Annotated in this window: 23 protein-coding genes; 12 read left to right on the top strand and 11 right to left on the bottom strand. The window is 67.9% G+C overall.

Translation table 11 applies throughout. The features are described from left to right. Positions 1–84 precede the first annotated feature (84 nt). Positions 85–243 (top strand): hypothetical protein, encoded by a 159-nt coding sequence (locus I5803_RS21060; RefSeq protein WP_196988266.1) that lies wholly within the window; start codon positions 85–87, stop codon positions 241–243. A gap of 136 nt (positions 244–379) precedes the next feature. Next, complete coding sequence (locus I5803_RS21055; RefSeq protein WP_196988265.1) at positions 380–2467, top strand: PPC domain-containing protein; 2088 nt, start codon at positions 380–382, stop codon at positions 2465–2467. A gap of 18 nt (positions 2468–2485) precedes the next feature. On the opposite strand, the gene I5803_RS21050 is transcribed toward I5803_RS21055, so the two are convergent. Together I5803_RS21050 and I5803_RS21045 are read right to left on the bottom strand one after the other, a co-directional pair. Then, positions 2486–4006, bottom strand: coding sequence for a hypothetical protein (locus tag I5803_RS21050; RefSeq protein ID WP_196988264.1), 1521 nt, complete (start codon positions 4004–4006; stop codon positions 2486–2488). Between the two features lie 36 nt (positions 4007–4042). Further along, on the bottom strand, positions 4043–4246 hold the full coding sequence (locus tag I5803_RS21045) for a hypothetical protein (RefSeq protein ID WP_196988263.1): 204 nt from the start codon (positions 4244–4246) through the stop codon (positions 4043–4045). Positions 4247–4435: 189 nt separating this feature from the next. Here I5803_RS21045 and I5803_RS21040 point away from each other — a divergent pair, with 189 nt between their 5' ends. Further along, the gene (locus tag I5803_RS21040; protein WP_196988262.1) at positions 4436–4855 is read left to right on the top strand and encodes a globin family protein; all 420 of its coding nucleotides are present in this window, start codon (positions 4436–4438) and stop codon (positions 4853–4855) included. Continuing rightward, entirely contained in the window at positions 4855–6522 is a 1668-nt protein-coding gene (locus I5803_RS21035) for a right-handed parallel beta-helix repeat-containing protein (protein ID WP_196988261.1), read from the top strand. The genes I5803_RS21040 and I5803_RS21035 overlap by 1 nt, the downstream gene beginning before the upstream one ends. A 27-nt stretch (positions 6523–6549) precedes the next feature. Here the strand turns inward: I5803_RS21035 and I5803_RS21030 are convergent, their stop codons facing one another. Genes I5803_RS21030 through I5803_RS21020 form a run of 3 tightly spaced genes read right to left on the bottom strand, consistent with a single transcriptional unit; the run spans position 6550 to position 8215 of the window. Continuing rightward, positions 6550–6948 carry a hypothetical protein gene (locus I5803_RS21030; protein ID WP_196988260.1) on the bottom strand — a complete coding sequence of 133 codons (399 nt, stop codon included), beginning with the start codon at positions 6946–6948 and terminating at the stop codon, positions 6550–6552. Positions 6949–6995: 47 nt separating this feature from the next. Then, the gene (locus I5803_RS21025; protein WP_196988259.1) at positions 6996–7397 is read right to left on the bottom strand and encodes a nuclear transport factor 2 family protein; all 402 of its coding nucleotides are present in this window, start codon (positions 7395–7397) and stop codon (positions 6996–6998) included. Further along, positions 7394–8215 (bottom strand): alpha/beta fold hydrolase, encoded by an 822-nt coding sequence (locus tag I5803_RS21020; RefSeq protein ID WP_196988258.1) that lies wholly within the window; start codon positions 8213–8215, stop codon positions 7394–7396. Before I5803_RS21020 ends, I5803_RS21025 begins: the two co-directional genes overlap by 4 nt. Before the next feature lie 145 nt (positions 8216–8360). Here I5803_RS21020 and I5803_RS21015 point away from each other — a divergent pair, with 145 nt between their 5' ends. Then, positions 8361–10754: a PAS domain-containing hybrid sensor histidine kinase/response regulator gene (locus I5803_RS21015; RefSeq protein WP_196988257.1), complete on the top strand. Its 2394-nt coding sequence runs from the start codon at positions 8361–8363 to the stop codon at positions 10752–10754. Here I5803_RS21015 and I5803_RS21010 read toward each other — a convergent pair. Both I5803_RS21010 and I5803_RS21005 read right to left on the bottom strand, forming a co-directional pair. Further along, positions 10681–10920 carry a YjiS-like domain-containing protein gene (locus tag I5803_RS21010; RefSeq protein ID WP_196988256.1) on the bottom strand — a complete coding sequence of 80 codons (240 nt, stop codon included), beginning with the start codon at positions 10918–10920 and terminating at the stop codon, positions 10681–10683. The genes I5803_RS21015 and I5803_RS21010 overlap by 74 nt on opposite strands. 11 nt (positions 10921–10931) lie before the next feature. Next, on the bottom strand, positions 10932–11912 hold the full coding sequence (locus I5803_RS21005; protein WP_196988255.1) for a hypothetical protein: 981 nt from the start codon (positions 11910–11912) through the stop codon (positions 10932–10934). 179 nt (positions 11913–12091) lie between these two features. Between I5803_RS21005 and I5803_RS21000 the strand changes: the two genes are divergently transcribed. After that, complete coding sequence (locus tag I5803_RS21000) at positions 12092–12835, top strand: response regulator (protein ID WP_196988254.1); 744 nt, start codon at positions 12092–12094, stop codon at positions 12833–12835. A 19-nt stretch (positions 12836–12854) separates the two neighbouring features. Here I5803_RS21000 and I5803_RS20995 read toward each other — a convergent pair whose 3' ends face one another. After that, positions 12855–13466, bottom strand: coding sequence for a glutathione S-transferase N-terminal domain-containing protein (locus I5803_RS20995; RefSeq protein ID WP_231402489.1), 612 nt, complete (start codon positions 13464–13466; stop codon positions 12855–12857). Positions 13467–13491: 25 nt separating this feature from the next. Continuing rightward, entirely contained in the window at positions 13492–13854 is a 363-nt protein-coding gene (locus I5803_RS20990; RefSeq protein ID WP_196988252.1) for a translation initiation factor Sui1, read from the bottom strand. A 102-nt stretch (positions 13855–13956) separates the two neighbouring features. On the opposite strand from I5803_RS20990, the gene I5803_RS20985 reads away from it, so the two are divergent. Together I5803_RS20985 and I5803_RS20980 are read left to right on the top strand one after the other, a co-directional pair. Beyond that, complete coding sequence (locus I5803_RS20985; protein ID WP_196988251.1) at positions 13957–15612, top strand: FAD-dependent oxidoreductase; 1656 nt, start codon at positions 13957–13959, stop codon at positions 15610–15612. Continuing rightward, positions 15609–15869, top strand: a complete 261-nt coding sequence (locus I5803_RS20980; RefSeq protein ID WP_196988250.1) for a UBP-type zinc finger domain-containing protein — start codon at positions 15609–15611, stop codon at positions 15867–15869. The genes I5803_RS20985 and I5803_RS20980 overlap by 4 nt, the downstream gene beginning before the upstream one ends. A 73-nt stretch (positions 15870–15942) precedes the next feature. Here I5803_RS20980 and I5803_RS20975 read toward each other — a convergent pair whose 3' ends face one another. Both I5803_RS20975 and I5803_RS20970 read right to left on the bottom strand, forming a co-directional pair. Beyond that, positions 15943–16362, bottom strand: a complete 420-nt coding sequence (locus I5803_RS20975; protein ID WP_196988249.1) for a secondary thiamine-phosphate synthase enzyme YjbQ — start codon at positions 16360–16362, stop codon at positions 15943–15945. 85 nt (positions 16363–16447) lie between these two features. Next, positions 16448–16930, bottom strand: a complete 483-nt coding sequence (locus tag I5803_RS20970) for a GreA/GreB family elongation factor (RefSeq protein WP_196988248.1) — start codon at positions 16928–16930, stop codon at positions 16448–16450. 79 nt (positions 16931–17009) lie between these two features. On the opposite strand from I5803_RS20970, the gene I5803_RS20965 reads away from it, so the two are divergent. From I5803_RS20965 to I5803_RS20950, 4 genes are all read left to right on the top strand, one after another. Continuing rightward, positions 17010–17780, top strand: coding sequence for a gluzincin family metallopeptidase (locus I5803_RS20965; RefSeq protein WP_196988247.1), 771 nt, complete (start codon positions 17010–17012; stop codon positions 17778–17780). Then, positions 17734–19734 (top strand): M1 family metallopeptidase, encoded by a 2001-nt coding sequence (locus I5803_RS20960; RefSeq protein WP_196988246.1) that lies wholly within the window; start codon positions 17734–17736, stop codon positions 19732–19734. The genes I5803_RS20965 and I5803_RS20960 overlap by 47 nt, the downstream gene beginning before the upstream one ends. 104 nt (positions 19735–19838) lie before the next feature. After that, positions 19839–21872: a PDDEXK family nuclease gene (locus tag I5803_RS20955; protein ID WP_196988245.1), complete on the top strand. Its 2034-nt coding sequence runs from the start codon at positions 19839–19841 to the stop codon at positions 21870–21872. Further along, on the top strand, positions 21869–23449 hold the full coding sequence (locus I5803_RS20950) for an argonaute/piwi family protein (RefSeq protein ID WP_196988244.1): 1581 nt from the start codon (positions 21869–21871) through the stop codon (positions 23447–23449). Before I5803_RS20955 ends, I5803_RS20950 begins: the two co-directional genes overlap by 4 nt. The last annotated feature ends 35 nt before the right edge of the window (positions 23450–23484 follow it).

Genomic DNA, 23484 nt, shown 5'->3' with positions numbered 1-23484 from the left:
CCATCGAAACTGCCCCGCGAGGGTAACCGATTGCAACGGTTGGCCCTAGACAATTTCGCGCGGGCCGGCCAACGCGCTGCCGGCTTGACGCGCATCAAACACGGACGGCGCGGCCCGCCGCACCCCGCGAGCATGAAGATGCCGGCGCCCGGGGAGGTGGCCGTGTTCCGCGTGGTGGCCGAAGTGATCTCCGTGCTCGATTACACGAAGGGATTCGCGCACACGGACCTCGTGGCGTGCTGACTGCGCGCACGACCCGCGGGCCGCGCGCCCGCTGACCACCGCGCTGGCACGAACCGGCGCGGCGAGCCGCCGCATCCTCCATTCGGGTGATGTTTCGACGACAGCGACCCGCTATACCCCTCCCAGGAGGGTCTTCATGAAACTGGTGATGGCACGCGCCCTTGCGGCGCTCGTGGTCTGCTCGTGGCTGCACGGGTGCGGCGGGGGTTCGCAACCGGCACAGGGGGCGTCGCCGTGGGCGCGCGCCCAGGCGCGCCCGGCGCAGGCACTGTGCGAGAAGGGGCAGCACGACACCGCGTTCGTCCACTACCGCTCCATCGACGGCGTCTGCACGAAGGTCTTCGCGCCCATGGCCAAGATCCGCGAAGCGGGCAAGCAGCGAAGCGCCGCGATCCACGCGGGGACGGCGCTTCGCGCGGCGCACGCGCCTTTCACGTGGGCGAGCTTCCAGGCATGGGCCGAAACCAGCTATCCCCAGTTCTTCTACGGCCCCAAGGAAAGCGGGGTGTATGAAGTCCTCGCGTTCGTCCACTATCCCGCGACGGGGCATTACCTCGGCGTGCGTGGGGACGGCGCCCTGTATGTCATGGGGCCGGCGACCGACGACGACATCCTCTACCTCGGCACGCTCGACCAGCTGTCGTGCCTGATCTATCCCGCGAACTGCGGGGACACGGGGACGGGTGGCGCCGGTGGAACGGGAGGCACGGGCGGGACGACAGGCGACATCGCCGGCAGCCGCAGCACCACCGCAACCCTCGCGCCCGGCGGCAGCGCCTCGAGCGGCATCGACGCGAGCGGGGACGAGGACTGGTTCGCGATCGACCTGGTCGCGGGCACGACCTATACGTTCGATGCGCAGGGGTCGCAAACGAACCAGGGCACCTTGTTCGACCCCCTGCTCGCCCTCTACGACGCCGGCGCGGTCAAGCTCGCGGAAAATGACGACATCGTCTACAACGTCGACCGCAACTCGCGCATCCAGTACACCGCGCCCGCGTCGGGCCGCTACTACCTCGCCGTACGGGCGTTCTACGGCACCGGGACCTACCGCGTCAGCGCCGCCCTCGGCTCGGGTACCGTCACGGACCCCGGCACCGGTGGCGGCACCGGGACCACCGGAGACATCGCCGGCGACCGGAGCACGACGGCGCTGCTCGGGACGACGCCGCTCACGAGCACGCTGGAGACCGCCTACGACGTGGACGTCTTCGCGACAGACCTCGTCGCGGGGACGGCCTACACGTTCGACCTGCAGGGCGCCAGCGGCGCCAAGGGAACGCTGTACGACCCGTACCTGGACCTTTACGACGCGAACGGGTCCTCCATCGCGTACCACGACGACGTCGCCTATCCGTCCAACCGCGATTCGCGCATCCAGTTCACCCCGTCCACCAGCGGACGTTATTACCTGGGCGTGTCGTCGGCGCTGCAGGAAGGCGGCGGCACTTACCTGCTCACGCGTACCGGCGGCACCGGCGGCACCGGCGGCACCGGGGGAACGGGAGGCACCGGAGGCACGGGCGGGACGGGCGGGACGGGCACGACCTTCACCGTGACCACTTCGACCACGGGATCGGGCGCCGGCACGGTCACGCCGGCCGCGACCTACAGCTACGGGCAACGCGCGGTCGTGGAGGCGTCCCCCCAGTTCTTCTCGGAGTTCGTCGGCTGGACGAGCGCCTCGTCCGAGTGCGTCGGCCAGATCCTGGGTTGCGAGATCCTCATGACTTCCAACAAGACGATGCAGGCGCGCTTCGAGCCCGCGGTGTTCAAGACGGACGCATCGACGAGCTTCGAGGAACTCCTCAAGACGAGCACCGGCACCGTCGCGTGCCGCTGGGGCACCGCGATAGACCTGCACATGGAGCTGCGCTACACCCCGTCGACCGCCGGCGTCTATACCGGGCGCATGACCATCACCGGAACGATCGACGCGCAGCCGACCTACGCGGCCTCGGGCCACAACTGCACCAGTGCCTACCAAACCGTGAACACGACGGTGGATGTTCCCGCCTCGCAAGACGGGTTCGCCGTGCGCGGGCTGATCTACTCGGGCGCCGGCCAGACGTACCTCACCATCGCCACGAACGGCCACATCCCCCCGCCCAACACCGGCGGCAGCGCGGGCTTCATCCCGATGGGGTTCGATTTCGAATACACCGGGACGTACCGCAGCGGCGCTTCTTCGGCCTTCGGGATCCTCACCCGCTACGCGCCCTGACAGGCGCAGCGCCGTTGCCTACGGCGTCAAGACGACTGTGACCGGAACCGTGAAGGTCGGGTGGCCGTAATTGTTGATCCTCGAATCCCATGCGAGGAACGCGAAGGTTCGGTTGAACTTGTACTCCCCGGCCGGCAGGCAGGGATGCTCGAAGTAGCGGCTCCTGTCGCACACCAGGATGTCGTAGAAGCCGAACATGCCGGGCAGGAAATACGCCTCGGACCCCGCGGCCGCGCTGGTCACGGTGATGGTGTTCTGGGCGCCGTAGTCGGGCACGACCCCGTTCGCGCAGGTGTAGGGGATCACGTAGTCGTAGCTGCCGGAGGCCGTGAGGCTGGAGATGCTGATCCGGATCTCGTAGTTCGAGGGAAACGCGCACGCGGCCGCGTCCGCCCCGGTCGCGACATAGCTCACCTTGATCTCCTGGCTTTGCGGCATGACGGGCACGCCGTTGACCGGGGGAAAGTAGGTGGTCAGGCTGATCGTGCCCGTGAAGCTGCCGGCCAGCAGGTGCTTCAGCACCACGTCGAGCGTGCCGGTGCGGCCATCCGCCGACAGCTTGGTCGTGACGTCGAACGGGGTCAGGAAGTCGTTCGCGCTGCTGCGGATCACGCTGGCGGAGAAGCCGGTGGCGCCGGGCGGCAAGGTCACGTCGATCGACTGGTTCGACACCTCGCCCGCCGGGCTGGTCGCCTCGATGCTGGCGCGGCTCAACGCGGTCGGCCCCGCGACGAACACGGTGTACGGAACGCGGACCGGCGTGCCGGCGATGCGCGTCTCGCAGGCCGGGTCGAGGCACGCCTGGATGCGCATCACCCCGCTTCGCAAGCCTGCGGAAATCCCGGGCGCGGTGTGCACACCCAGCATGAAACGCTGCGGGGAAGAAAACGACAGGCTCGACGGCACGAGCACGCCCGCGGGGTCTTCGCCGATCAGGTAGATCGTCGGCTGCGGGCCGACCGCCGACAGCGCGTCGCCGTCGATCGAGCCGGTCACGACCGCGCTTCCGTTCGCGGTGAGACCGTTCTGCACCACGTCGAATTTCGCACCCGCGTCCAGCCGCACGCTGAAGCCGTCGAGCGCGACGCCGCAACTCTCCGGCGCCACGCTGCACGCGTAGTCCCACACGCTGCCGACGCGTTTCAAGGGGCCACCCGTCACCGGACCCATCGCGTAGACCGAATCGCCGGCGATGCCGACGTAGTTGCCGGTTTGCGGGTAGTAGCGGTACAGGTAGGGCAGTTGCACGCGGTCTTCGGCGTGCCCCGGGAACAGGCCCGGCAACGCCCATTCCGCCCAATCCAGCACCTGGGTCGCGGTGGGAAGCTGGTCGGGGGCGCGCGCCTGCTTCGAGGGCGCATGCAAGGCGGCGTTCAGCGGGAGGGAGCCGGCGCCCGCGTGTTGTGGCGCCGGCAGCGGCGCGGCGCCCTCGCCTCCTCCACCGCAGCCTGTCATGCCTGCGGCGACCAGGAAGGCGGCGACGCCCAAGGCCACGCGAATGCCGCGCACGAACGAATCACGCGAATACACAACGTCCATCGTTTCCTCCCGATGGATGGATTCTAGGGGGCAGGCCTAGAACTGCGCGGGCAGGGCTTCCACGCGTGCCGCCTGCTTCGCGGCGAGGAAGGGATCGGCCTCTTCTGGCGCGGGCACGGCTTGCCTTGTCGCTGGCACCGCCGCGCCGACCGTTGCGAACCCCGGCGCGGTGTCGAGGACGAATCCGAGCATCAGGGCGACGAGAAGCGCGGCGGACCAGGTGGATGAATGTTCTTGCATGGCTTTTCCTTCGTTGAAAGCCGCAAGCATCCGGGCCGGCGGTAACGCCTTGACGTCAGGCGGACGCGCGTGTGTCGCAGCCGCGCAGCCCAGAGGCTACAAACGGGCAACAATCCCGCGCGCCTTCACATGCGCGGGTTACATGCGCCGCGCAGACTGCGGAGCTCTTTCCAACCCCAGGAGCTCCCCATGACACCGCAGCAGATCGAACTCGTGCAAAAAACCTTCGCCCAGGTGAAGCCGATCGCCGGCGACGCCGCCGCGCTCTTCTACGCCCGGCTCTTCGAGCTCGATCCTTCGTTGCGCGCCCTCTTTCGCAAGGACATGGCGGTGCAGGGCCAGATGCTGATGGCGATGATCGGCAGCGCCGTCGCGAGCCTGCGCGACCTGCCGCGCGTGGTGCCCGTGCTGCGCGACATGGGCGCGCGCCACGCCGGCTACGGCGTGCGCGACGAGCACTACGCCACCGTGGGCAGCGCACTGCTCTGGACGCTGGAACGCGGCCTGGGCGACGCATTCACGCCCGAGGTGTCCCAGGCGTGGGCCGCGGCCTACGCGATCCTCTCGCAGACGATGATCGAGGGCAGCAGGCAGGCGGTCGCCGTTTGATGCCGATGCCCAGCCCTTCCCGCTTGCACGTCCTCGGCTGCCTGGCGATGGCCGCATCGCTCGCGGCTTGCGGCGGAGGTTCGGGGCCGGCTGCCGGCCCGACGCCGGGCCCGGCACCCGCCCCCGCGCCTGCTCCTTCGCCTGCCCCGTCGCCCGCACCCGCACCCTCGCCTGCCCCCACACCCGCCCCGCTGGCCGTGGCGCCTTGCCTGCCCGGCAACGGCGCCGACTACCAGGTGGGACCCGCGCCCGGGCAACTCGCCGCCATCGACCAGGTGCCCTGGGAGAAGCTCAAGGCCGGCGACACCGTGCGCATCTTCTGGCGGACGCAGCCCTATGCCGGCAAGTTCATGATCTCCCAGAAGGGCACGGCCGCGCAGCCGATCCGCGTGTGCGGCGTGCGCGGTCCCGGTGGCGAGCGCCCCGTCGTCGACGGCAACGGCGCAAAGAGCCGGGCGCAGCTTGCCTACAGCAACGACGATGCCGGCCTGGGCCTGCTGCACCAGACACGCTCCGTGGTGGTGATCAAGCCTTCGGGCCCGGACGACTGGCGCTGGTTCCCGGAATACATCCAGGTCGACGGACTCGCCATTCGCGGCGCCACACCGCAAAACACGTTCACCGACACGCATGGCGTGCTGCGCCACTACGAGTCCTTCGGCGCGTGCGTGTGGGTCGAGCGCGGCCACCACATCGCCCTCCTCGACAACGAGATCAGCGACTGCACGAACGGCATCTTCACCAAATCCACCGACGACGCGATCGACGAGGGCGACGCGAGCCAGTTCTCGGTGACGCGGGACATCGTGATCGCGTACAACCACCTCCACGGCAACGGCGTGGCAGGCGACGACCACGAGCACAACAGCTACGTCCAGTCGGTGGACGTCACCTACGAGTTCAACCGGTACGGGCCGCTGCGCCCGGGTGCGCTGGGCTCGGCGCTGAAGGACCGCTCCGTGAACGCGGTGATCCGCTACAACCGCATCGAGGAGGGCGCGCGCTCGCTCGACCTGGTGGAAGCCGAGGACTTTCCGCGCACCGCGCTCGCCAACCCGGCCTACCGGCAGACCTGGGTGTACGGCAACCAGATCGCGCAGAACGGCGAGGCGGGCATCGCGATCCACTACGGCGGCGATCACGCCGGGGCGCCGCCCGGCGCCTCGTGGGGCGAGGGCATCTTCCGCAAAGGCACGCTCTTTTTCTTCCACAACACCGTGGTCATCGCCGGCACCCGCTATCCCTATGTGTTCCAGCTCTCGACGACCGAGGAGCGGGCCCAGGTGTGGAACAACGTGATCGTGTTCCGGGACCATCCGCTGGAGGCCGGCCTGCGCGGCGGGCAGGAAGTCGGCGCGGGCTACCAGACCGGCGGCACCATCGCCCTCGGGCGCAACTGGATCAGCCCCGGCTGGAAACTCAACGACCAGTACCACCCGCTCGCGGCCCCTGTGACGGGTGTGGAACAGGTGATCTCCGGCGGGCCGCTGCCCATCGAGCTCGCGACTTTCACGCCGGCACCGGCTTCTGGGGCGATCGACTCCGCCCAGGCCCCGCCGGCAGCCGCGGCGGCAGTGAAGGTCGACTGGCAGCTCCTGCCGTCGGGCGCCGCTGCGGCACGCGGCATCCACGGAGCGGCGCCAGACCTGGGGGCCGTGGAGCGGTGAGTGGCGGGAGATGCAGGGACCGGGCCGCTAGCGCACGAGCTTCCTGCATTGCCCCGCCGTCGCGCGCGCGCAGCCCGCGGTGCAGACAGCCCGGGAAGTGATGTCGATGGCGGCCGTGCCGTGGCTCTCCGTGGAGCATTGCACTTCCCCATGGATATCGACCACGCACGCACCGGCGCCGCACACCGGCTCGCCGTAGCGGTCCAGCCGGGCGTCGCCGCCGCGCGCCGAGCAGAACCAGTCGCCATACCGGTCCTTCACGCACTTGCTCTGCGCCGAGGGGCAAGCGGTCGTGCCGTCCATCAGCCGCACGCATTGCGTTTCCTGCGGCGTGGCTTGCGCCTGCGCGGCAGCCGGCGCGCAGGCGCAGCAGACGAACATGGCGAGCGCGGCGATGGCGGACGCGAGGACGGGATGACGTGACATGGGAAACCTTTCGGACGGAGAGGATGGGATTTCAGGTGACGCGCGGCTCACCAGGGCTCGAAGCAATCGTAATTGCGCTGGCGCCGGATGCGCCCGTCCTGCATTTCGAAGAACATCGCGAAGTGCGCTTTCATGGTGGATCCGGCCGGGACCGCGCCGAACGCCACGGCCAGTTCGGCCGTCCAGACGGCCTCGATCACCACCCGCGCGCCCTGCGCCATTTCCGAGACCAGCTCGTACCTTTGCCACTTCAGCAGGTCGGGCACGCGGGCGGCGCGCCGCAACAGCGTCGGCAAGTCGCTGGTGCCGCCCTGCGGATTGAGCCGGTTCGGCAATTCCAGCTGGGTCGCGTCCGGCGTATAGAACGCCGCGAGCGCATCGCCCGCGGCGGCATTTTCGATGGCGCGCAGGTATTCGCGCACGCGGGCGAGGTTGCTTGCTTCGATCATTTTTGCGGTCCTGCGGCGGGCCATTCGGCCGCCGGCCTGTGCGCCGGCAACAGCAGCGGCGCGAGCAGTTTCGGATTCTGCACGGGCGCCATGTGCCCCGCGCCGGGGACTTCCCGCAGCGTGGCCCGCGGCAGGAGATAGTGCAGAAGCTCCATGACGCGGCGCACCGGGGCGGGCGAGGCCGTCCCCGTCACGAGCCGTACCGTGAGGCCCGGGATGTCGAGCTCCCGGTAGTGAGAGGTCGCGGCGAACAGCGCGCCGAACTCCGCGCTGACCTTGGGCATGCGCCGCGCGATCGCGGCGCGCTGGCCCTCGCCCAACCTCGCCCACGTTCCGCGGCCGGACCAGTAGTCGACGAAGCGCTCGCCGGCACGCTCGCTCGCGTGCGCGCGCAACTCCTGCGCGATGTCGTCCGCGACGGCCTTCACCTCGGCCGCGAGGCCGCGGCTGTACGGGTCCCGCTGCAGGAGGTGGAAGAGGACAGGCTCGTACACCGTGACGGAGCGAACGCGCGCCGGCCAGGCCATTGCGACATGCAAGGCGACGGCGCCGCCGTACGAATGCCCGACCAGGTCCACCTGGCCGCCCGTGCCCGCGAGCAGCGCGCCGACGCGCTCCGCTTCGCCGCGCAGGGTGGCCGGCGTGCCGGTACGCCATGTCGCGCCCGCGTCATAGCCTTGCAGCGCCGGCGTCGCCCAGCACGCCGCCGGATCGCCGAGGGTGCGATAGGCATCCCACTGCGCCGGTCCGCCGGCGCTGCAGTGCAGCGCGACGATGCGGGGGGCGGGCGACGGTGGGCGCAAGGCGTGCAATGTCACGGCGGGTCTCCAAAACATGAAGCATCCCGCGCGGCGGTATCGCGGCCTTGTCGGCGCGGGCGCGGCGTGTCGCCTTCGTGTAATCGGCGTGTAATCGCGGCCCGTTTCCCCTTGCGCGGCGCGCGCGCCGCAATAGACTGCGCGGATGGCGACTCCCCTGCCCCCCGAGGGCCTTCCCTTCGACCGCGCGAGCTACCGCGCCGTATTCGATGCATCGGAAAACGCGATCATGGTGCTGGACTGGGATTCCGGCGCGGTGCTGGAGGTCAATCGCAAGGCCTGCGAGTCCACCGGCTACACGGCCGACGAGATGCGCGGGCTCACCGCGGACGACCTCGGCGACGGCACGGCGGCCAACGGACGCGCGCAGGCGCGCCGCTACGTCGAGCTCGCGCGCGAGGGCCGCTGCCCGCGCTTCGAATGGCGCCGGCGCAACAGGGACGGCGGCCTGCGCTGGGACGAGGTGCACCTCAAGCCCGCGGAGATCGGCGGACGCAAGGTGCTGCTCGCCTTCGCCCGCGACATCACGGAGCACAAGGAAGCGCTCGAGGAACTGCAGCGCCGCGAGGAGCAGTACCGCGTCATCTTCGAAGCCGCCTCCGACGGCATGTTCCTGTGGGACCACGACCTGCGCATCGTCGACGTCAACCCGGCGGGCCTCGCGATCTACCAGTCGCCGCGCGACCAGGCGGTGGGCTTCGCGTATGCGCCCGGCGGCCCGGTGGCCGACGACGTCGCGCGCCAGCGCCTGGACGGCCTGCAGCGCGCGCTGGCCGGCGAGGCCGTCTACAACGAAGGCCTGTCCACGCGCCGCGACGGCAGCAGCTTCGAGGCGGAGTTCTGCTTCCTGCCGGTGCGCCGCGGCGAACGGCCGCAGGTGCTCACGGTCGTGCGCGACATCAGCGACAGGCGCCGGCGCGAACGCGAACTGCAGCGCAGCGAAGCGCGCCTGCGCGCGACGGTGGAAGCGTCGTTCGACGCGGTGGTCGCGATGGACCAGGAGGGCCGCATCGTGGAGTTCAACGCGTCGGCCGAGCGCGTCTTCGGCTACCGGCGCGACGAGGTGCTCGGCGGCAAGCTCTCCACCCTCATCCTGCCGGAGCGGCACCGGTCCGCGCACGAACGCGGGCTCGCCCATTTCCAGACCACCGGCCGGGGACCGATGATCGGGCGCCTGGTGGAGACCACCGCGCTGCGCGCCGACGGCAGCGAATTCCCGGTGGAACTCGCGATCAGCGTCGCGGCCGTGCCCGAGGGCCACATCTTCGTCGGGCACCTGCGCGACATCGGCGCGCGCCGCGCCGCGGAGGCCGAGCGCAGCGCGCTGGAGGCGCAGCTGCGCCAGGCGCAGAAGATGGAAGCCATCGGCCAGCTCACCGGCGGCATCGCGCACGACTTCAACAACATCCTCACCAGCGTGATCGGCTACGTCGTCCTCGCGCAGGAGCGCGCCGAGCGCGTGCAGGACGCCGTGATCGCGCGCCAGCTGGGCCAGGCGCACCTCGCGGCCCAGCGCGCGCAGGAGCTCATCTCGCAGATGCTCGCCTTCGCGCGCCGCCAGCGCGGCGACCCGCGCCCGCTCGCGCTCACGCCCCTCGCCCGCCAGACGCTGCGCCTGCTGCGCAGCACGCTGCCGAGCTCCATCGCGCTCGACGCCCAGTGGCTCGATGCGGACGACGAAGGCGCGGAGACCTGGGTCGTCGCCGACCCGGTGCAGCTGGAACAGATCCTCTTCAACCTGTGCATCAACGCGCGCGATGCGATGAACGGGCGCGGCCGCATCGCGGTGCGCCTCGGGCGCCGCGCGTCCGGGCAACTCACCTGCGCTTCATGCCGCGGCGCCGTCGAGGGCGACTGGGTGGAGCTCAAGGTCTCGGACAGCGGGCACGGCATCGCGCCCGAGCTGATGGACCGCATCTTCGATCCCTTCTTTTCCACCAAGCCGCCGGGCCAAGGCACCGGCATGGGACTCGCCATGGTCCACGGCATCGTGCACGACCACGGCGGCCACCTGGTGGTGGACAGCCGGCCGGGCGAAGGCTCCGCCTTCAGCGTGCTGCTGCCCCCGGCGCGCCCGCAGGCGGCAGCGAGCGGCGAGGCGCCGGCGCGGCCCGAGCCCGAAGCCGGGTTCGCCGGCGAGCAGGTGCTGCTCGTGGAGGACGACGCCGGCGTGGGCAGCTACCTGCACGAACAGCTGAGCGCGTGGGGCCTGCACGTGACGCTGATGCCGCACCCGGACGACGCGCTGCGGCTGCTGCAGGACCCGGCGTTCGAGCCGCGGCTGCTGCTCACCGACCTCACGATGCCGGGCATGACGGGCCTGCAGCTCGCGGGCCATGCGCGCCTGCTGCGGCCGGGCCTGCCCGTGGTGCTGGTCACCGGCAACGCGAATGCGATCGCGCCGGAGGACCTGCGCGCCGCCGGCGTGCAGCACCTGCTGCGCAAGCCGCTCCACGCGCGCGAGCTCAGTGCGCTCCTGCACGAACTCCTGCCGGGGCGCACGGCGCCAGCGCACCCGCGCGAACGCGGCGCCGCGTGACGGGCGCGAGCCCCCTCTCCTCGGCGGCCCAGGAATCGAGCTCGCCGCGCGAGAGGCCCAGGTCGCGCAGGGTGCGGTCGTCGAGCAGGCGCCACTCGCGCCGCTCCATCTCGCGTTCGCGGGCGGCACGCCAGCGTTGCAGCAGGGCGATCAGGATCATTGCCATGATGGTTCTCCTCAGGCGGCGAGCGGCAGCGCCATCTCGGGGGCGGCCGGCACGCAGGACATGAAAGGGGCGAGCGCCGCATGCAGACGTGCGCCTTGCGCGTCGTCGAGCAGCGCGAAGAGCACGCGCTGGAAGCGCGGCTCCATCACCCCGCTCACGATGTACTGCCAGCGGTAGGCCTTGAGCATCTGCGGCGCGACACGGGCGAGGTCGCCGGGTGCGAAGCGCGTGGCCGCGTGGCGCAGGAAGTAGCGCGCATCGGCGTCGGCCTGCGCCTGCAGGATGCCGTCGAGCGCGCCGACCAGCGCGATGAGGTCTTCCAGCGCGGCGGACCGCTCGGCCGCGGCGAGGCGCGCGTCCTCGCGCAGCAGCTCGAGCTCGTCGAGCACCGCGTGCTGCGCTTCCTCGCGCCAGTGGAAGAGGAACACGTCCTTCCACAAGGGGCACAGGTCGTGCCGCTGTTCGATGCTGGCGCGGTAATGCGCCTGCGTGAAGAGCTCGATGTCCAGCGTGAGCGCGAGCACGGCCCAGGTGCTCTTGCCGAGCACGACGGACGCGACGGCATCGGCATCGGGCACCAGGGCGTAGCCGGGCGGCATCGTGGCCGCCAGCATCTCGTCGAGCCGGCGGAACAGCGCCTGGTGCTTGAGCTCCTCGTCCGTCATGCCGACGAGGGCTTCGAGCGCGACCTGGTCGCCGAGCGCGTGGCTTGCACCGAGTTGGAGCAACTTGGCACTGATGAAGCGCTCCACCAGCCCGAAGAGGTTCACATAGGTGCGGCCCTGCACCTGGCTGAAGAGGCGCCGGTCGGCCGGGGTGAGGAATTCGAGTTCGCGCGCGAGCGACAGGCCGTCGGGCAGGAAGGGGCGCGACGCGTCGAAGCCGCGGCCGCGGATCACGTCGCGCTCGATCTCCCAGCGCGCGCGGCGGGAGATGTCGATCACGCGGGCGTAGCGGTCGGTGTGCGGGATGGAAGGCTGTGGCGTGGACATACGAAAGACTCCTGAAGGGTGGGGAGGCATCCCCGGAAGCCCGCAGTGTCTGGCGCGCGGGTATCGCGCATGCATCCGTTTCGCAGCGGCGTGTTGCCGCTTTGTCGGCGCGGCGCCGCGCATGTTTCCCGCGCGTAACCGGCGCGCGGAAAAACAGGGTGCGCAGCTAGAATCCGCCCATGACGCAAGGGACCCGCATTCTGGTGGTGGACGACGACCCTTCGGTGCGGGACATGCTGCACGAGTACCTGTCCTCGCACGGCTTCGACGTCGCGCTGGCCGCCGACGGGACGCAGCTGCGGGCCAGCGTGGAAGCGGACCTGCCGGACCTCGTGCTGCTCGACGTGCGCCTGCCCGGCGAGGACGGCATCGCCCTTGCGCGCTACATGCGGGAGCGCTACGACGTCGGCATCATCATGGTCACCGCCTCGGGCGACATCGTCGACCGCGTCGTGGGCCTGGAAGTCGGCGCGGACGACTACGTCGCCAAGCCGTTCGATCCGCGCGAGCTGCTCGCCCGCGTGCGCAGCGTGCTGCGGCGCCTGCAGGGCCGCCCCGAAGCCGCCGCCGGCGAAGCCGCGCCCGAAGCGCCGGAAGCGCCGGCATCGCAGCGCTCGCAGGTCGGCCAGTGCACGCTCGACAAGGAAGGCCGTCGCCTCTACGCGTCCGACGGCACGGAAGTGACGCTCACCGCGATGGAATTCGACCTGCTGCGCGTCTTCATCGCCAACCCGAACCGCGTGCTCTCGCGCGACCAGCTGCTGATGAACACGCGCAACCGCGAGTGGGAGCCCTTCGACCGCTCGGTGGACATCCGCATCGGCCGGCTGCGCCGCAAGATCGAGCCGGAATCGGGCGCGGAGCCGCGCTACATCCGCACCGTCCGCAACGCGGGCTACATGTACGTGCCCGACGGGCGCTGAGCGCGCGCGGTGCGCGGGCTCAGCGCGCGGGCTTTTCCATGCAGCGCCCGAACAGCGCGCTCTGCAGCCACTGCTGCAGCCACTGCTGCGTCGCGCGGAGATCCTGCGCATCGAACCACGCATCGTCCACCGCGCGGAACTGGCGCACGAAGGGGAAGATCGCCAGGTCGGCCGCGCAGGGCACGTCGCCGCCCAGATACGCCTTGCCGGCGAGCGCGCTTTCGAGCGGACGCAGCAGGCACGCCACCGCTTCATCGCGGGCGGCGGACGGCCCCTGTGCGGAGGGGTGGCGCTGCGGATACTTGTAGCGGTCCAGCAGCTGCTTGAAGGGACCGTCGTTGATCGCGACGAGCGCCCGGCAGGCGGCGCCCTGCGCGCGCGCCCACCAACCCTCGGCGTCCCGGCCTTCGAAGGCCCAGCGCATGATGTCCAGGCTCTCGTCGATCACCTGCCCGCCGGGCAACAGCATCACCGGCACGGTGCCCTTCGGGGACAGGCGCAGCATGCCGGCCGGCTTGTCCCGCAGGGAAACCTCATGCCGGTCGAAATCGATCCCCGCCTGCAGCAGCGCCATCCGCGCGCGCATCGCGTAAGGGCATCGCCGGTAGGTGTAGAGCAAGGGACGCTGCATGCGCACGAGCATAGCCCCGCGCAGCTCAACCGCCGGCGCGCTTGACCCGGTGCCCCTGCGCCGTGAGCAGCGCGACGATCTTGTCGCAGTGGTCGCCCTGCACTTCCACCGCGCCGTCCTTCACGGTGCCGCCGGAGCCGCAGGCCGCCTTGAGCGCCTTGGCGGCGCCGTCGAGTTGCGCGGCGTCCATCGGCAGCCCGCGCACCACCGTGACCGTCTTGCCGCCCCGGCCCTTGGCCTCCCGCGACACGCGGACGATGCCGTCGCCGGCGGGGAGCGGCTTCGACTTCGCGCAGGCGCACAGCGCGACAGGGCGCCGGCACGCGGGGCACATCCGGCCCGCGTCCGTGGAGTAAACGAGGCCGCCGGCAGGCGAACGGGATTTCATGGGAAGGGATTGTCGCCGGGCTGACCGTCGAGCTGCGGAAGGCGCGGTCCACACTTGGCGATGCGGGTTGACGCGCGCGGGGAAACCCCGCAGGCTCGGTACATGGCCAATACCGAACCCGACCTGTTTTCCGGACGCCGCGAACAGATGTTCCCCGTGCTGGGCGAATCCGACCTCGCGCGCGCGGCGCGCTTCGGCACGCCGCGCAGCTTCGCCACCGGCGAGTACCTCTTTCGCGCCGGCGAACCGGGGCCCGGAATGTTCATCCTGCTGAGCGGCCTGGTCACTATCAGCCAGCGCGACGGCCTGGGGCACGTGGTGCCCATCATCCGCGAAGGCGCCGGCGCGTTCCTCGCCGAAGTGGGCCAGCTCTCCGGCGCGCCGGCGCTGGTGGACGGCGTGGCCGAAGAGCCCGTCGAGGCTCTCCTGCTGCCGCCCGCGCAGCTGCGCGCGCTGATCACGGCGGAGGCCGAGCTGGGCGAACGCATCACGCGCGCGCTCATCCTGCGCCGCGTGGGGCTGATCGAGCGGGGCGTCGCGGGCGCCGTGCTGATCGGCGACGCGCAATCGCCCCACCTGGTGCGGCTGGAGAACTTCCTGCGGCGCATCGGCCACCCCTATCACGTGGTCGGCCCGCATGACGACGCGAGCGCCTGCTCCCTCGCCACGCAGTACGCGAACCGCCCGCACGAAGTGCTGGTGGTCTGCCCCAACGGCAGCATCCTGGTGGACCCCGATGAAGGCCAGCTGGCCCAATGCCTCGGCCTGCTCAACCCGGACGAGCACCACGAGCTCTACGACGTCGCCATCGTCGGCGCCGGCCCCGCCGGCCTGGCCACCGCGGTGTATGCCGCGAGCGAAGGGCTCGCGGTCGTGGCGCTCGACTGCCGCGCCTACGGCGGCCAGGCCGGCGCCAGCGCGCGCATCGAGAACTACCTGGGCTTCCCGACCGGCATCTCGGGCCAGGCGCTGGCCGGCCGCGCTTACGTGCAGGCGCAGAAGTTCGGCGCGCGCGTGCTGGTGCCCGCGCAGGTGACGGCGCTCGAATGCCTGCCGGACGCACCGCCCGCGCTGCGCCTGACGGACGGACGTCGCCTGCGTGCGCGTGCCGTGGTGGTTGCGAGCGGCGCGCGCTACAACCGCCCCGACGCGCGCAACCTGCCGGCCTTCGAGGGCCGGGGCGTCTGGTATTGGGCCTCGCCGATCGAGGCCCGCCTGTGCCGCGGCGAGGAAGTGGTGCTCGTGGGCGGCGGCAACTCCGCCGGGCAGGCGGCCGTTTTCCTCGCGGCGCACGCGGCCCGCGTCACCGTGCTCGTGCGCGGCGCGGGGCTGGCGGCCACGATGTCGCGCTACCTGATCGACCGCATCGAGGCGGCGGACAACATCACCGTCCTGCCGTGGCAGGAACTGTCGCAGCTCGAAGGCGATGCCGCCGGGCACCTCGCCAGCGTCGAATGGCGCGACCGCGACACCGGCGCCGCGACGAGGCGCAACGTGCGCAACCTGTTCCTCTTCATCGGCGCGTCGCCGGAGACGGCCTTCCTCGCTGATTGCGGCGTCGCGCTCGACCGGGCCGGCTTCGTGGTCACCGGCGGGCCGGGCCGAGGCGAGCTCGAGTCGAGCCTGCCGGGCGTGTTCGCGGTGGGCGATGTGCGCGCGGGCTCGACCAAACGCGTCGGCGCGGCGATCGGCGAAGGCGCCGCCGTGGTCGCGGCGCTGCACCGGTTTCTTGAAGTCGCCAAGGAGAACACGAAATGAGCATCCGGCCTTGCAGCCATGTGCCCGATCACCCGCAGGCGCCGGCGGACCGCGGTTGCCGCGAATGCCTCGCGATGGGCGATGACTGGGTGCACCTGCGCACCTGCCTGCACTGCGGCCACGTGGGCTGCTGCGACGCGTCGAAGAACAAGCACGCGACGCGGCACTTCCATGCGACGGGGCATGCGGTCATCCAGTCGGCGGAGCCGGGGGAGGACTGGCGCTGGTGCTATGTGGACGATCGGCAGGTGGGGTGAGGCGATCAACTTCTCTCGCACGCACTCAGTGGGTGTGTAACGCTGCGCGCGGCGGACAGGGACGCACTCGAGGCTACTCTCCAACGAGATGCAGGACGATGTCGCGCCGATGCCCGCGCGTGCGGTGCTCCCACAGGTAGATGCCCTGCCAGGTGCCGAGCAGGAGCCGGCCCGCGTCCACCGGGATCGAGAGCTGCGTCGCCGTCAGCGCCGCGCGCACGTGCGCCGGCATGTCGTCGGGGCCTTCGCTGCGGTGCCGGAAGAGCGCGTCGCCGTCGGGCACGAGGCGCGCGAAGAAACGCTCGAGATCGGCCTGCACATCGGGGTCCGCGTTCTCCTGGATGAGCAGGCTCGCGGAGGTGTGCTGCACGAAGAGCGTCAGCAGGCCCTGCCGGATGCCACTGCCCTGAACCACGTCCGCCACCTGGCCGGTGATCTCGAGCAGGCCGCGGCCGCGGGTGTCGACGGCGATGCGGGCTTGGTACTGTCGCATGGGCGCAGGGTAGCAGAGGATGGTGGATGGGCGGGGATCTCGACGTCTGCTTCTGGCCGAAAGCAGCCACAGGAGCGTTCACGGCTCAATGAACCCGCAGCACCTCAAACTGCTGCCGGATGAGGGCAATCTGTATCGACACCTCATCACCCTCGCATTTGCCCAGCATGGCCCTGCCCAAAGGGGCTTCGCTGCTGATGACCTGAACGAGCTGGGTGCCGCTGACCAACTTCATGCTGCCCCCCTCCGGGCCGAGAAAGAGGTACTGCTGCTTATCGTCGGAGTCGACCAGGCAGACCAGCGCGCCGAGCTGAATGCCTTTTCTGGCGTCGTAGGGATGCGGGCGGAATTGTCGCCAAGTAGCCAGCGCCTGGCGGATGGCTTCGGCGCGCCGAACTTGCCCGGTGGCGAGGTATGCGGCTTCGAGTCCCAATGTGTCGTATTTGTTTTCGGCGATGTTTTCTTCGTGGGTCGCCGTTTCATGGGCCGCGCGCACTGACTGTTCGGCTTGCAGCAGGTCTTCGGCGAGTCGATTCAGCACCTGCTGTTGCAGCAAGAATTTATCCATGAGGAAAGGTGGGCATCTCAACAGGCGGAGGTCAGGCTTTGATTATGAAGGGCTGCAACAGCCGTCGACTCGATTGCACTTGCGCAACCTGCCGGGTGTGGTCACTATCGGACCTACTTCAAAGGGCTCCGTGCAGAAAATAATTTCAACAGCTGGATGGGGCCTCTTCCTGTCGTGCGTGCTCGCGTGCGGCCACGCAACCGCGCAGCCACGCTTTGTCTTCGACGACACCCCAGCGTCCTTGCCGAAGTCGGTCGTGCCATCGCGCACGCAACTGACGCTCACGCTGGATCCGGCAATGCCGACGTTCGCAGGCGAAGCCACGATTCACATTCGTGTGCGCGAGCCGGTCGACGCGATCGTGCTGAATGCGCGAGAGCTGCAGTTGCAGGGGGCCGCAGTGCTGAAAGATCGCCGCGCCACGGCGCGCGAGCTTCGCGTTGCCGGAACTTCAAGCGTTCGCGAGAGCTGGGCGCTGCGCCCCGTCGACGGGAAACAGATCCAGCCAGGCGAACACACGCTCCACATGCGTTACACCGGCAAGGTGAACTCGACGGGCGAGGGCCTCTTCGCCGTGACTTACCGCAGCGGAGAAAACACCGAACGCATGCTGGCCACGCAACTGGAGGCCGTGCACGCCAGGCGCCTTCTGCCCACCTTCGACGCGCCGCTGTTCCGGCAGGTCTTTCAGCTGGACGTGCTGGCGCCACCCGGCCAGGAAGTCTTCTCGAACACGCCACGCACCGCGCAACGGGCCGAGGGCCCGATGGTGCGGCATAGCTTCGCACCCCACGCCGCCGATGGTGAGCTACCTCCTCGCCGTGGCCGTGGGGCCTCTCGATTGGATTGAAGACGAAGTCGATGGCATCCGGCTGAGGATCGTCGCGGCTCGCGGGCGCGCGCAGGAGGGCCGCTTTGCGATGGAGGCGACCCGGCAGCTGTTGCCCTACTACAGCAACTACTTTGGCCAGCCCTATCCGTTGCCCAAACTCGACCAGTTGGCGGTGCCTGGCGTGCGGTTCGGCGGCATGGAAGATTGGGGACTCATCAGCTACATCGAAAATCTGCTCCTCCTGGCCCCGGCCCGCGACACGGCCGAACGGCGCTACCTCAACTACCTGTTCATGGCGCACGAGATCGCGCACCAATGGTTCGGCAACCTGGTCTCGCCCGCGTCGTGGGACGACATCTGGCTGAACGAGGCCTTCGCGGAATGGATCCAGTCGAAGGCGCTGGATCACTTCCATCCCGAGTGGGGCACACCCCTGCGCCGCCGCATCGCCCTGGAGCCGACGCTCGCCAGCGACGCGACCGCCGCGACACGGCCAATCCGCGGAGCGCTGGTCATGGAAGATCGCGTCGCCGACCTGTTCGACGGCATCACCTATGACAAGGGCGCCGCGGTCGTTGGCATGCTGGAGCAGTGGATCGGCGAGGAGCCCTTCAGGCGCGGGCTTGCTTCCTACATGAAGGACCGCGCGTTCAAGCCCGCCACCGCCGGAGACTTGTGGCACCACCTCGCGCTCGCATCGGGCAAGCCGGTCGCGCGGGTCGCGCAATTCTGGACGGAGCGCAGGGGCTATCCGGCGATCGGCGTCAGCCAGGTCTGCGAAGCGGGCTCCACGCGCGTGCACCTCACCCGCAAGCGCTTCGCGCTGGTCGACGGACTCACCGACGAGCCCTGGCCGGTGCCTGTCGTCGTCGCGCATGGCGACAGGGTCCAGCCGGTCCTGATGGAAGGACCGGAACACACCATGACCTGGCCTGGTTGCGACGAGCGCCCGGTCGTCGTGAACGCGGGCGGTGCCGGTTACTACCGTGTGTTCCCCGATGCACCCCTTGCGCATCGGCTGCTGGAGGCGTACCCCTCCCTTGCCCCGGTGGACCAGCTCGCCATCCTCGCCGACAGCTTCGCCGCGGTGCAGGGCGGCACCCGGCCCTTGCGCGAGCATTTCGGCCTGTTGCGGGCAGTGAAGCGCTCGCAGGCGGAGGGCCGCGATACGCTGTTCACCGTTGCCGTCGCGCAATGGGAGTGGATGGCGGTCGCCCTCCGCGGCACGCAGGCCGAGCCCGCGATGAAAGCAGCCGAGCGGCGCTTCCTGGGCCCGGAGCTCACGAGGCTGGGATGGGCACCCCGCGCCGGCGAAAGTGCTGCCGCTGCGCTGTTGCGGGCGAATGTGGTGAAGCGGCTTGCCGTGCTCGAAGACCCGGCCGCGCTCGCAGGCGTACGCTCACGATGCGCTGCGGCAAGGGCCAATGATGCAACGCAGGTGGCGCCGTCCATCCGCATCGCCGTGCTGGTGGGCTGCGCGAGCACGCTGGATGATGCGGCCTTCTCGCAGCTGTTCGAAGCGTTCAGGTCCGCGCCTTCCCAGGGCGAACGCATGGCCTTGTTGAGGGGGTTGGCGGGCGAGGCCGACGAGGCGCGCGCCCGCCGACTCCTGGTCGCGGCCGCGGCAGGACAGTTTCCCGGGACGATGGCCGCAGCATTGCCGGCCATGATGGCGGAGTCCACGCGCCTGGGGCCCGTGGCTTACCAGCTCACGGTCGAATTCTGGGAGCCGCTGGCCCGCGCGGCCGGTGAGTCCCTGGCCGGGAAGCAGAGCCTGCTACCGCGGGCCGCCATCGCGCTTTCGAGCTCCGCCGACGCCGAACAGGTGATCGCCGACCAGATCCGGCTGATGGGCGAAGCCGGGCGCCTGCCTGCCGAGCGCGAGGCTGCGGCGGTGCTCGTGCGTGCGCGTCTCAAGGCGCGGGAAGAGGTCGGTTTGGCCGCGGCTTTGCAGGGGTGGCCGGACGAGTAATCGGGGGAACGGCAGGGGCGTGCGGGCAGTCGATGCCGACAAGGTTCGACGTCCGCTCCTGGCCGGAAGCAGAAGTTGACGTTGTTTGAGGCTCCGAAGACTGAATGTCCGCTGCAGACTGGTTGCCGGCGCTCGATGAAGATGGCTCAGCGGCGGCAGTGCGCCTCAAAGCGGACGCTCGCCAAATGCGCAATGTGACCCGGCATGAACCTTCAAACCCCGCAGAAAAAGTAAGCGCAGAGGCCGTGGTCGGCCCAGCCAGCAGGACACATGCTACAACTGCATCGTATGCTTCGCATATGTCCGCTGACCGTATCACCTATTGCTTAGAGCGTGTCTCAAGCTACCGCGACTTCGAACGGCTCTGTTCAGGTCTCCTTGCAGGTACCGACTATCCCGGGATAGACCCATTGGGGGGAACCGGTGACGGCGGGCGTGACGCAATCATTCGATCCGATTCGAACGGGCGAAAAATCGTCTTTGCGTACACAGTTCGGGGCGACTGGAAGACCAAGCTCAAAAGCGATTGCGCTCGGGTCTGCGAACAGGCTCACAACCCAGATTTGTTCGTTTTCGTATGCACAGAAGCATTGAACGCTGCGGAAAAGGACGGCGCTCATGAACTCGTCCGAAGTGAGTTCGGTTGGACGCTAGACCTCTTCGACTTGGAAAGATTAAGGGTGCTACTGGTCGGACCTCAGCGCCATCTCGTGGCGCAGCATCCCAGCATCTTCACGCCTCCGTTTTTTCCGCAAGCAGGTGGTGAATCGCTTTCTGAGAGCCGAGATACCCTGGTTATTGACCATGTCGACTCCGACCATGCGCTCGCAACTTGGCTTTCGCGCAGACTCACGCTCGCGGGTTTCCGAGTCTGGTGCCGAGGCACCGCGCCTTTTGCAGGTGAAAACCAAGACGAGAGCGTTCGGAAGCTCATTGACCTAAGGGCCACACAATACGTCCCCGTCTTGTCGCAATCCAGCATGGCCGATGAATTGCTGCTCGAGCGGTGCGCTTTGGCGGCGGGGAAAGGAGCACTGGTGCTTCTCTGCAAAGCATCCGAGATTGAGCCGTCAAAGTTGCCCTCTCGATTACGCCCTTCCACCCCGGCAGACTTCTCACATTCCTGGAGCACAGGTCTTGAGCAAATCGTGGCCAGGTTGGCAGGTCTCGGAATTCAGCCAGACATCATGCTCGACCAGGGCAAAGCTATAGCGCTGAACGACTACATGCCTACGCGGGTCACCATCGCGAAGGAAGAGCCTGTTTTCGCAAACATCTTTGCGCTGGGATTGCCTGAGACGATGTTGGTCTACGACCTCCACTCAGCGCTATCCACGGCAAAGCTCGATGAACTGAGAACGAGCTGGGCGTTTGTGGAGTTGAATGCCTACCGGTTGGTCGCCTTCACCCCGCCTCCGGCGAACGCCATTCCTTCCGTCAAGGCAATACGCACCCCTGAATTTCTGTGGGCCGACAACCCAGAGCGCGATGGCAAGAAGACAGAGGATGTCGCGAAGGAATTAGTTCGCCGGAGCCTTACCGTCGTTTGTGCGCAAAAGGGGCTGGCTTGGTGTCCAGACAGAAGAATCTATTATTTTCCGGAGCGCGAAGATGGCGCATGGACGCAGCGTATCCGACACGTTGACGGGCGAGACACCCGCGTCAGCCTCACCGGCAAACGGACCAAAGGCTGGGGTGAAAGGGCATCGCCATTCCTCTACCAACTATCTCCTAAGTTCCAGCCACAACGAGACGTTGATGGGAGTTGGAACGTTGTCGTCAACGTCTATGTCCGCCCGACGGACCTCAATGGCAAGGTCTATGAGCTTAAAGAGCTGGGACGACGTCGCAAGGTTGTGACGAAGAATTGGTGGAACAAAGACTGGCTCCCGCGATTACTTGGAGTAGTTCAAGCATTGGAAGCAGAACCTGGTCTCATTCGATATGGCGAAGGACGCCGAGCCGTAACGATGAGTACTGACCCGCTCAAATGGATGTGCCCAGTCGGACTCGACGTGCATGCCCTCGCAGGAATGGTCGATATGAGCGAAGAGCTCGCCGAAAACAGGACTCGCGAAGATGAAGAAGACGGATCCGACGAGAGTGATGGCATGCCCCAGGTTGGAGAAGCTCGATGAGCAACACATTTCATTTTCTGGGCGAGCCACTTCTTGAATTTGGCCATGGCCAAACCGCTGAAGACCCGCATGACGGACTAGCCCTCTTTGGACCTGCAGAGGCAAGGCAGCAGCTCCCGGACAACATTGTTCTCGGCACTGCTAGCGGCATAGAGGCCTGGAAGAGTTGGTGCGCCGCGCTGAATGCGCCAGCCTCCTGCATCGACCCTGCCAGACATCGGGCGTGGCCACCGTTTCCAGGCTTTGATGTGGCCTTCGGTGCCAAATGGCCATCACCGGTTCGCAGCTATGCCATTGACGCAGAGAAGCTCTCGGATGCGTCACGTAAAGCCGATAAACACGACCGCGCATTCGCGGTCACTGGCCTGTATATGGAGCAGGTGGAAAAGCTCGGAAAGCTAGATTCACGCCCCGCTCTGGCCATCTGCGTTGTCCCCGACGAAGTCTTTGAGAACTGCCGTCCGAACTCAATCATTCCTCTGAGCAAGCGTAGCGATGCTGGACGAAGCCGCGACGAGCGTTCTTTCTTGGAGCAGGCAATCGTTGACCGAGAAACCGGCCAGCAGGGAATGTTTGACGACTTTGAGGACGAGGCAGTGACCGCTGTTCGCGAGACCTTGGAGACATTCGAGGAATCTCGTAGCTACTCGCCGGACTTCCGCCGGCAACTCAAGGGCCGATTGATGGGACTCGACCTGCCAGTGCAAATCATCAAGGAGTCAACGCTCCACATCACGCCGAAGGTACGTCTCGGCGAAAAAGGCGAAAACCCGCTGTCCGACCGGCTATGGAATTTCGGCACAGCCATCTACTACAAGTGCGGCGCGAAGCCATGGAAAACGCCCTGGGCTCGAGAAGGCGTCTGCTACGTTGGCCTGGCCTACAAACTCGCCGAAAATAAGCGTACGGCATGCTGCGCAGCACAGATGTTCTTGGACAGCGGCGACGGCGTTGTTTTCGTCGGTGAATTTGGTGCTTGGTACTCAGCCAAAACAGGCGAATATCACCTTCCACCAGAAAAAGCTGAGGCGCTGCTGCGAGGCACCATCAAAACCTACCAGGAACAAGACGGTCGACCACTAAAGGAGATTTTTCTGCATACACACTCAGGTGTGAGTCTGGAGGAATACAAGGGATTTTTGAAGGCGGTTCCAGAGGACGTGAAACTAATCTCGATTCGTGTTCGCCAAGACCGCGGCGGTCAGCGCCTGTACCGCTATGACGACCATCCAGACGTCGGAAAACGAGGCCAGTATCCCGTCCAACGTGGCGTCTTCTGGCAGCGGACAAACCGCCACGGCCTTCTGTACACCAATGGCTTCAAAGCTCGCATCGCGAGCTACGACGGCTTCGAGATTCCCGTCCCGCTCTCAATCACCATCCAATTTGGAGAAGGTGACATCGTTCAGGTAGCCAAAGACATCCTGGGATTGACCAAGCTGAACTACAACTCTTGCCAGCTTGGTGAAGGCCGGCCTATCACCATCAAATATTCCGACCGAGTTGGCGAAATTATTCTTGCAAATCCTGGGCTTCCCCCAACCAGTTGGAAGCACAATTTCAAGTACTACGCTTGACAGAGTCTGTCGACATTCGTACCTGCTTCGCGCAG

This window comes from Caenimonas aquaedulcis (assembly GCF_015831345.1).
Taxonomy (GTDB): Bacteria; Pseudomonadota; Gammaproteobacteria; order Burkholderiales; family Burkholderiaceae_C; genus Ramlibacter; species Ramlibacter aquaedulcis.
Note: the sequence above shows the minus strand (reverse complement) of the source record. Positions and strands in the feature narration are given on the sequence as shown.

Bases quoted from the DNA above. Each gene is read 5' to 3' on its own strand.
- I5803_RS20980 (WP_196988250.1), top strand. From the start codon at position 15,609: ATGAGCATCCGGCCTTGCAGCCATGTGCCCGATCACCCGCAGGCGCCG.
- I5803_RS21055 (WP_196988265.1), top strand. From the start codon at position 380: ATGAAACTGGTGATGGCACGCGCCCTTGCGGCGCTCGTGGTCTGCTCG.
- I5803_RS20995 (WP_231402489.1), bottom strand. From the start codon at position 13,466: ATGCAGCGTCCCTTGCTCTACACCTACCGGCGATGCCCTTACGCGATG.
- I5803_RS20970 (WP_196988248.1), bottom strand. From the start codon at position 16,930: ATGGATAAATTCTTGCTGCAACAGCAGGTGCTGAATCGACTCGCCGAA.
- I5803_RS21000 (WP_196988254.1), top strand. From the start codon at position 12,092: ATGACGCAAGGGACCCGCATTCTGGTGGTGGACGACGACCCTTCGGTG.
- I5803_RS20950 (WP_196988244.1), top strand. From the start codon at position 21,869: ATGAGCAACACATTTCATTTTCTGGGCGAGCCACTTCTTGAATTTGGC.
- I5803_RS21050 (WP_196988264.1), bottom strand. From the start codon at position 4,006: ATGGACGTTGTGTATTCGCGTGATTCGTTCGTGCGCGGCATTCGCGTG.
- I5803_RS21045 (WP_196988263.1), bottom strand. From the start codon at position 4,246: ATGCAAGAACATTCATCCACCTGGTCCGCCGCGCTTCTCGTCGCCCTG.
- I5803_RS21035 (WP_196988261.1), top strand. From the start codon at position 4,855: ATGCCGATGCCCAGCCCTTCCCGCTTGCACGTCCTCGGCTGCCTGGCG.
- I5803_RS20975 (WP_196988249.1), bottom strand. From the start codon at position 16,362: ATGCGACAGTACCAAGCCCGCATCGCCGTCGACACCCGCGGCCGCGGC.
- I5803_RS20955 (WP_196988245.1), top strand. From the start codon at position 19,839: ATGTCCGCTGCAGACTGGTTGCCGGCGCTCGATGAAGATGGCTCAGCG.
- I5803_RS21015 (WP_196988257.1), top strand. From the start codon at position 8,361: ATGGCGACTCCCCTGCCCCCCGAGGGCCTTCCCTTCGACCGCGCGAGC.
- I5803_RS20990 (WP_196988252.1), bottom strand. From the start codon at position 13,854: ATGAAATCCCGTTCGCCTGCCGGCGGCCTCGTTTACTCCACGGACGCG.
- I5803_RS21040 (WP_196988262.1), top strand. From the start codon at position 4,436: ATGACACCGCAGCAGATCGAACTCGTGCAAAAAACCTTCGCCCAGGTG.
- I5803_RS20985 (WP_196988251.1), top strand. From the start codon at position 13,957: ATGGCCAATACCGAACCCGACCTGTTTTCCGGACGCCGCGAACAGATG.
- I5803_RS21025 (WP_196988259.1), bottom strand. From the start codon at position 7,397: ATGATCGAAGCAAGCAACCTCGCCCGCGTGCGCGAATACCTGCGCGCC.
- I5803_RS21005 (WP_196988255.1), bottom strand. From the start codon at position 11,912: ATGTCCACGCCACAGCCTTCCATCCCGCACACCGACCGCTACGCCCGC.
- I5803_RS21010 (WP_196988256.1), bottom strand. From the start codon at position 10,920: ATGGCAATGATCCTGATCGCCCTGCTGCAACGCTGGCGTGCCGCCCGC.
- I5803_RS21030 (WP_196988260.1), bottom strand. From the start codon at position 6,948: ATGTCACGTCATCCCGTCCTCGCGTCCGCCATCGCCGCGCTCGCCATG.